This window comes from Bradyrhizobium sp. (assembly GCF_036009065.1).
Taxonomy (GTDB): domain Bacteria; phylum Pseudomonadota; class Alphaproteobacteria; order Rhizobiales; family Xanthobacteraceae; genus Bradyrhizobium.
Map to the genome: position 1 here is coordinate 1 of NZ_DASYMN010000402.1, position 6,130 is coordinate 6,130.

Consider the following 6,130-nt stretch of genomic DNA (forward strand, 5'->3'; position numbering starts at 1 on the left):
GGTGGCGCTGCCCGAGCCGCCGGCCAAGGTCACGGCGCGCAACCTGAATTTCTATTACGGCGACAACCATGCGCTGAGGAACATCAACCTGACGCTCGGCGCCAATCGCGTCACCGCCTTCATCGGCCCGTCCGGCTGCGGCAAGTCGACCCTGTTGCGGACCTTCAACCGGATGTACGACCTCTATCCCGGCCAGCGCGCCAGCGGTGAATTGAGGCTCGATCAGGCCGACATTCTCGATCCCAAGCTCGACGTCAACCTGCTGCGCGCGCGGGTCGGCATGGTGTTCCAGAAGCCGACGCCGTTTCCGATGACGATCTACGAGAACATCGCCTTCGGCATCCGGCTGTACGAGAAGCTTTCCAAACCGCAGATGGACGACCGGGTCGAGAAGGCGCTGCGCGGCGGCGCGCTGTGGAACGAGGTCAAGGACAAGCTGAACGCCAGCGGGCTCAGCCTGTCCGGCGGCCAGCAGCAGCGGCTGTGCATCGCCCGCACCGTCGCGGTGCGGCCCGAGGTGATCCTGTTCGACGAGCCGTGCTCGGCGCTCGATCCGATTTCGACCGCCAGAATCGAGGAACTGATCCAGGAACTGGCGGAGGACTACACCATCGCCATCGTCACCCACAACATGCAGCAGGCCGCGCGCGTCTCGAACAAGACCGCCTTCATGTATCTCGGCGAGTTGATCGAGTTCGACGAGACCAACAGGATTTTTACCTCGCCGACCGATCGCCGGACGCAGGATTACATCACCGGCCGGTTCGGCTAGGGAGAACAAACATGGCTTCAGAACACACAGCAAAAGCCTTCGACAGCGATCTGCAGGAATTGACCCGGCTGGTCGCGGAAATGGGCGGCCTGGTCGAGCGCATGATCGTCGAATCCGTCGATGCCCTGGTGCGCCGCGACGTGGCGCTCGGCAAGAAAGTGGTCGCCGCCGATTCCGAGGTCGACAGCCTGCAGCGCGTGATCGAGGAGCGCGCGGTGCTGACCATCGCGCGGCGCCAGCCGATGGCGGTGGACTTGCGCGAAATCGTCAGCGCGATGCGGGTAGCCATCGATCTGGAGCGGATCGGCGATCTCGCCAAGAACATGGGCAAGCGGGTGACCGCGCTCGACAGCGACTTTCATCCGCTCAAACTGATCCGCGGGCTGGAGCACATGACCGACCTCGTGCAGGGCCAGGTCAAGGCCGTGCTGGACGCCTATGCCGCGCACGATCTGCCCTCGGCGATGGCGGTCTGGAAGGGCGACGAGGAGGTCGATGCCATCTGCACCTCGCTGTTCCGCGAACTCTTGACCTACATGATGGAAGATCCGCGCAACATCAGCTTCTGCATCCATCTGATGTTCTGCGCCAAGAACATCGAGCGGATCGGCGACCACGCCACCAATATCGCGGAAACCGTGTTCTACATGATCGAAGGCCAGCAGATTCTCGACAAGCGCCCCAAGGGCGACATGACGACGTTCGCCAATGCGCTACCGGGAAACTGAGTGTCACGAACCACCCACACGTCATGCGCGGGCTTGACCCGCGCATCCATCCCTTTCGCAAGAGTTTTTCGAAGAGGATGGATTGCCGGGTCAAGCCCGGCAATGACGGAAATCGATGAAGGAATCTCACATGAGCGCACGCATACTGGTGGTGGAAGACGAGGAGGCGCTGACCACGCTGCTGCGCTATAACCTCGACGCCGAAGGTTATGATGTCGAAACGGTGGCGCGCGGTGACGACGCCGACACGCGGTTGAAAGAGCACGTCCCCGACCTCATCGTGCTGGACTGGATGCTGCCGGGCCTGTCGGGGATCGAACTCTGCCGCCGCTTGCGGGCGCGGCCGGAGACCAAGGCGCTGCCGATCATCATGCTGACCGCGCGCGGCGAGGAAAGCGAGCGGGTCCGCGGTCTTGCCACCGGCGCCGACGACTACATCGTCAAGCCGTTCTCGGTGCCGGAACTGCTGGCGCGGGTGAAGGGCCTGTTGCGCCGCGCCAGCCCCGAACGCCTCGCCACCGTGCTCGCGTTCGGCGACATCGCGCTCGATCGCGAAAAACGCCGCGTCGCGCGCTCGGGCCGTCCGGTCGATCTCGGCCCCACCGAATATCGCCTGCTGGAATTTTTCCTGGAGCACCCGGGCCGCGTCTTCAGCCGCGAGCAGCTGCTCGACAGCGTCTGGGGCCGCGACATCTACATCGACGAGCGCACCGTGGATGTGCACATCGGGCGCCTGCGCAAACTGCTCAACCCGGGCGGCGAGCAGGATCCGATCCGCACCGTGCGCGGTGCGGGATATGCGCTGGATGACAGGTTTGCGAAAGCGGAGTGATTGTGCCGCGGACGCAGTGCAGCGCGTAGCTCTTGCGAAGCGGTGCGCTGCAGAGCCGGGGCCGTTACGAGCACAATTCTCTCGTCATGCCCGGGCTTGTCCCGCCTGCGGGGCCGAAGGGGCTTCGGCCCCGCAGGCGGGACAAGCCCGGCCATGACGGTTCTGTGTTTGGTACGGTCCCGGCTCTGCGGAGCGGCATGAAGAATGCCGCACCGCGTCCGGGACACGAGACCTTACCGCGTCGGCTTGGTCGGCTGGCGGCGGCGGTCGCTGGCCGGCTGGTAGGCGATGCGCGAGTGATGCGCGCAATAGGGCAGGCTATGCAGCGCCTTGCCGCCGCAGAAGAAGAATTCCGAACTGGAGGGATCGCCGATCGGCCAGTGGCAGGTGGCTTCGTTGAGTTCCAGCAGCGACAGCCGCTGGCTCATCGGCACCACGTTGTCGTAGGCGATCGGGTCCGGCTCCATCTCCACTTCGAATGCGTGCGCCAGCGCGGTATTGCCGCGCGACTGCGGGCGCGACACCCGCATCATGTGCTGGGCCGGGCGTGCCTTGCGCTGGCGCGGCACCGCCGAGGACGGGCTCTTGGCGCGGCCGGACAGGCCCAGCCGGTGCACCTTGCCGATCACCGCGTTGCGGGTCACATTGCCGAGTTCCGCGGCGATCTGGCTGGCGGAAAGGCCGGCTTCCCAGAGTTTCTTCAGTTGCTCGACGCGATCGTCGGTCCAGGTCAATACCGTCATCGCACTCTTCCCTTCGTGTCGCGCCGGCCATTCGCGGCGGCAGCGCTTGCGAGTCAATTCACTAAAATCCCTGCAGACAGAATCCCTTAGCCCTCGCCGGGCGGGAGATGCGCCCGGGCGTTTACGCCAAACACTTGGGACCGTAGAGGATCAGAACCGCCGCACGAGATGTCGTACCCGACAACCCGGAGGCTACAATACGCAGTGACTCACGCGCAAGAGTCCGCGTCACTCGTCCACATCTTCCGTAATATAAGCCTCGAAACCGGTTTTTCCACGGCGCTCCGGTTCCCACGCAGGTTGACACCGAACGCCGCGCGCATAGAATGATCGCCACGTGCCGCCCCCGAAAAGGCGGCACGTTTTGTTTTCGCAAGGCCGGCGTCGGTCCGATGGAGCGACCCCTGCCAAACCTTCAGTGAGCGCCATGACCAGGAGCGCCGGGCCTTCCATTGAGCAGCCGCATCTGCTTCCCGTTTTCGCCAGGGCCGACCTCGCCTTCGAGCGCGGCGAAGGCGTCTGGCTGACCGGGACCGACGGCGAACGCTATCTCGATTTCACCAGCGGCGTCGCGGTGAATGCGCTCGGCCACTGCCACCCGCATCTGATCGCCGCCCTGCAGGAGCAGGCCACAAAACTCTGGCACATGTCGAACCTGTTCAAGAGCCCGGATGGCGAGCGGCTAGCCGCGCGGTTGTGCGAGCAGAGCTTTGCCGATTTCGTGTTCTTTTGTAATTCCGGCGCCGAGGCGATGGAATGCGCGCTCAAGATGACGCGGCACTACCATTTCTCCAAGGGCAAGCCGGAGCGCACCCGCATCGTCACCTTCGAAGGCGCGTTCCACGGCCGGACCCTGGGCACGCTGGCCGCGACCGGTGCCGCCAAATATCTCGAAGGCTATGGCGCGCCGCTGGAAGGCTTCGACCAGGTGCCGCTCGGCGATCTCGAAGCCGTCAAGAAGGCCGTCGGGCCCAACACCGCCGGCATCCTGATCGAGCCGCTGCAGGGCGAGGGCGGCGTGCGCGCGCCGCCGCATGCGTTCTTCCGGGCGCTGCGCGAACTCTGCGACGAGAGCGATATCCTGCTGGTGTTCGACGAGGTGCAGACCGGCATGGGCCGCACCGGCGAGTTGTTCGCCTACAAGCGGCTCGGCGTGACGCCCGACATCATGTCGCTGGCCAAGGCGCTCGGCGGCGGCTTTCCGATCGGCGCCTGCCTGGCGACGGCGGAAGCCGCTGAAGGCATGGCGCCGGGCTCGCACGGCTCGACCTTCGGCGGCAACCCGCTGGCGGTGGCGGCGGCCAATGCGGTGCTGGACGTGATGCTGAAACCCGGCTTCTTCGACCACGCGCAGAAGATGTCGCTGCTGCTGAAGCAGAAGCTTGCTTCCGTGGTCGATCGCCATCCCCAGGTGCTCTCCGAGGTACGCGGCGAAGGGTTGCTGATCGGGCTGAAGGCGGTGGTGCCGTCGGGCGATCTCGTCAATGCGTTGCGCGACCAAAAGCTGCTCACGGTCGGCGCCGGCGAAAACGTCGTGCGTTTCCTGCCGCCGCTGATCGTCAGCGAGGCTGAGATCGAGGAATCCGTCCAGCGGCTTGAGCGCGCCTGCGTGGCGTTGTCCGGCCCGCAATTGAAACGGGCGGCGGGGCAATGAGCACGGCGCCGCGGCATTTTATCGACCTCAGCGAACTGCCGACCAACGAACTGCGCACCATGCTCGACGCCGGCGCTGCGATGAAGGCAGCGCTGAAGGCGCGAGAAAACATCAACGCCACGACGGCCAAGCCGCTCGCTGGCAAGACGCTGGCGATGATCTTCGAAAAACCCTCGACCCGCACGAGGGTGTCGTTCGACGTCGGCATGCGCCAGCTTGGCGGCGAGTCGATCATGCTGACCGGCGCGGAAATGCAGCTCGGGCGCGGCGAGACCATCGCCGACACCGCACGGGTGCTGTCGCGTTATGTCGATGCCATCATGATCCGCATCCTCAATCACGATGCGCTGCTGGAACTGGCTGAATACGCCACCGTGCCGGTCATCAACGGCCTGACGCGGCGCTCGCATCCCTGCCAGGTGATGGCCGACCTGATGACCTTCGAGGAGCATCGCGGCCCGATCACCGGCCGCACCGTGGCGTGGAGCGGCGATGACAACAACGTGCTGGCGTCGTGGGCGCACGCGGCCGAGCGGTTTCAATTCAAGTTGAACGTGGCGACGCCACCGCAGCTCGGCCCGAACAAGGCGATGCGGGACTGGATCAAGGCCACCAATGCGCCGATCATGCTCGGCAACGATCCGGAGACCGCGGTCCGCGGCGCCGACTGCGTCGTCACCGACACCTGGTTCTCGATGGGCGACAAGGAAGGCAAGAACCGCCACAATCTCCTGAAACCCTATCAGGTCGACGCCAAGCTGATGTCACTGGCAAAACCCGACGCGCTGTTCATGCATTGCCTGCCGGCGCATCGCGGCGACGAGGTCACCTCCGAGGTGATGGACGGCCCGCAATCGGTGGTGTTCGACGAGGCCGAAAACCGCCTGCACGCGCAAAAGGGCATTCTGGCGTGGTGTTTCGACAAGGTGGCGTGAGGTTGTGCCCAGGACGCAGCGCCATAAGCGCGTTTACGCGCGTCTTCGACGCGCTATGGCGTCGCTCTTCGCGAAGCGGTGCGCTGCAGAGCCGGGGCCGTACTAAACTCAACGCTCGTCATGCGCGGGCTTGACCCGCGCATCCATCCTTCTTCGCAAGATTTCGTTCGAAAATGATGGATTGCCGGGTCAAGCCCGGCAATGACGCCTGTGTTCGTACGGTCCCGGCTCTGCGGAGCGGCATGAAGAATGCCGCACCGCGTCCGGGACACGAGACCGTCGGCAGGGGGTTTCGATTCGTGCGCTCCGACCCCAAATAGCCCACCATGACCTCGCAATCCCCGACCCCGAAAATCTCCCCCGAACCCCCGATCCGCGCGCCCTCGCCGGTTCCGGTCGACGACGCCGTGCTGCCGTTCGAGGTCGCTGCGCTGGACCTGCGCGGACGGCTGACGCGGCTCGGTCC

The 6,130-nt window shown here is 65.0% G+C and carries 6 protein-coding genes and 1 pseudogene; 6 read left to right on the forward strand and 1 reads right to left on the reverse strand.

What is annotated here, in order from left to right:
• The first annotated feature begins 1 nt into the window (after position 1).
• From pstB to phoB, 3 genes are all read left to right on the forward strand, one after another.
• Positions 2 to 772, forward strand: a complete 771-nt coding sequence (gene pstB / locus VGP39_RS24470; protein WP_327570672.1) for a phosphate ABC transporter ATP-binding protein PstB — start codon at positions 2 to 4, stop codon at positions 770 to 772.
• A gap of 11 nt (positions 773 to 783) precedes the next feature.
• Entirely contained in the window at positions 784 to 1,500 is a 717-nt protein-coding gene (gene phoU / locus VGP39_RS24475) for a phosphate signaling complex protein PhoU (protein ID WP_327570673.1), read from the forward strand.
• Positions 1,501 to 1,630: 130 nt separating this feature from the next.
• On the forward strand, positions 1,631 to 2,332 hold the full coding sequence (phoB, locus tag VGP39_RS24480; RefSeq protein WP_327570674.1) for a phosphate regulon transcriptional regulator PhoB: 702 nt from the start codon (positions 1,631 to 1,633) through the stop codon (positions 2,330 to 2,332).
• Positions 2,333 to 2,565: 233 nt separating this feature from the next.
• On the opposite strand, the gene VGP39_RS24485 is transcribed toward phoB, so the two are convergent.
• Positions 2,566 to 3,075: a GcrA family cell cycle regulator gene (locus VGP39_RS24485; protein ID WP_327570675.1), complete on the reverse strand. Its 510-nt coding sequence runs from the start codon at positions 3,073 to 3,075 to the stop codon at positions 2,566 to 2,568.
• A 427-nt stretch (positions 3,076 to 3,502) separates the two neighbouring features.
• Here VGP39_RS24485 and VGP39_RS24490 point away from each other — a divergent pair, with 427 nt between their 5' ends.
• The 3 genes and pseudogenes from VGP39_RS24490 to VGP39_RS24500 form a co-directional block, all read left to right on the forward strand.
• Positions 3,503 to 4,729 (forward strand): aspartate aminotransferase family protein, encoded by a 1,227-nt coding sequence (locus VGP39_RS24490; RefSeq protein ID WP_327570676.1) that lies wholly within the window; start codon positions 3,503 to 3,505, stop codon positions 4,727 to 4,729.
• Positions 4,726 to 5,664 (forward strand): ornithine carbamoyltransferase, encoded by a 939-nt coding sequence (argF, locus tag VGP39_RS24495; protein ID WP_327570677.1) that lies wholly within the window; start codon positions 4,726 to 4,728, stop codon positions 5,662 to 5,664. The genes VGP39_RS24490 and argF overlap by 4 nt, the downstream gene beginning before the upstream one ends.
• Positions 5,665 to 5,990: 326 nt before the next feature.
• A pseudogene (locus tag VGP39_RS24500) lies at positions 5,991 to 6,130 on the forward strand (Hsp33 family molecular chaperone); the annotation flags it as partial.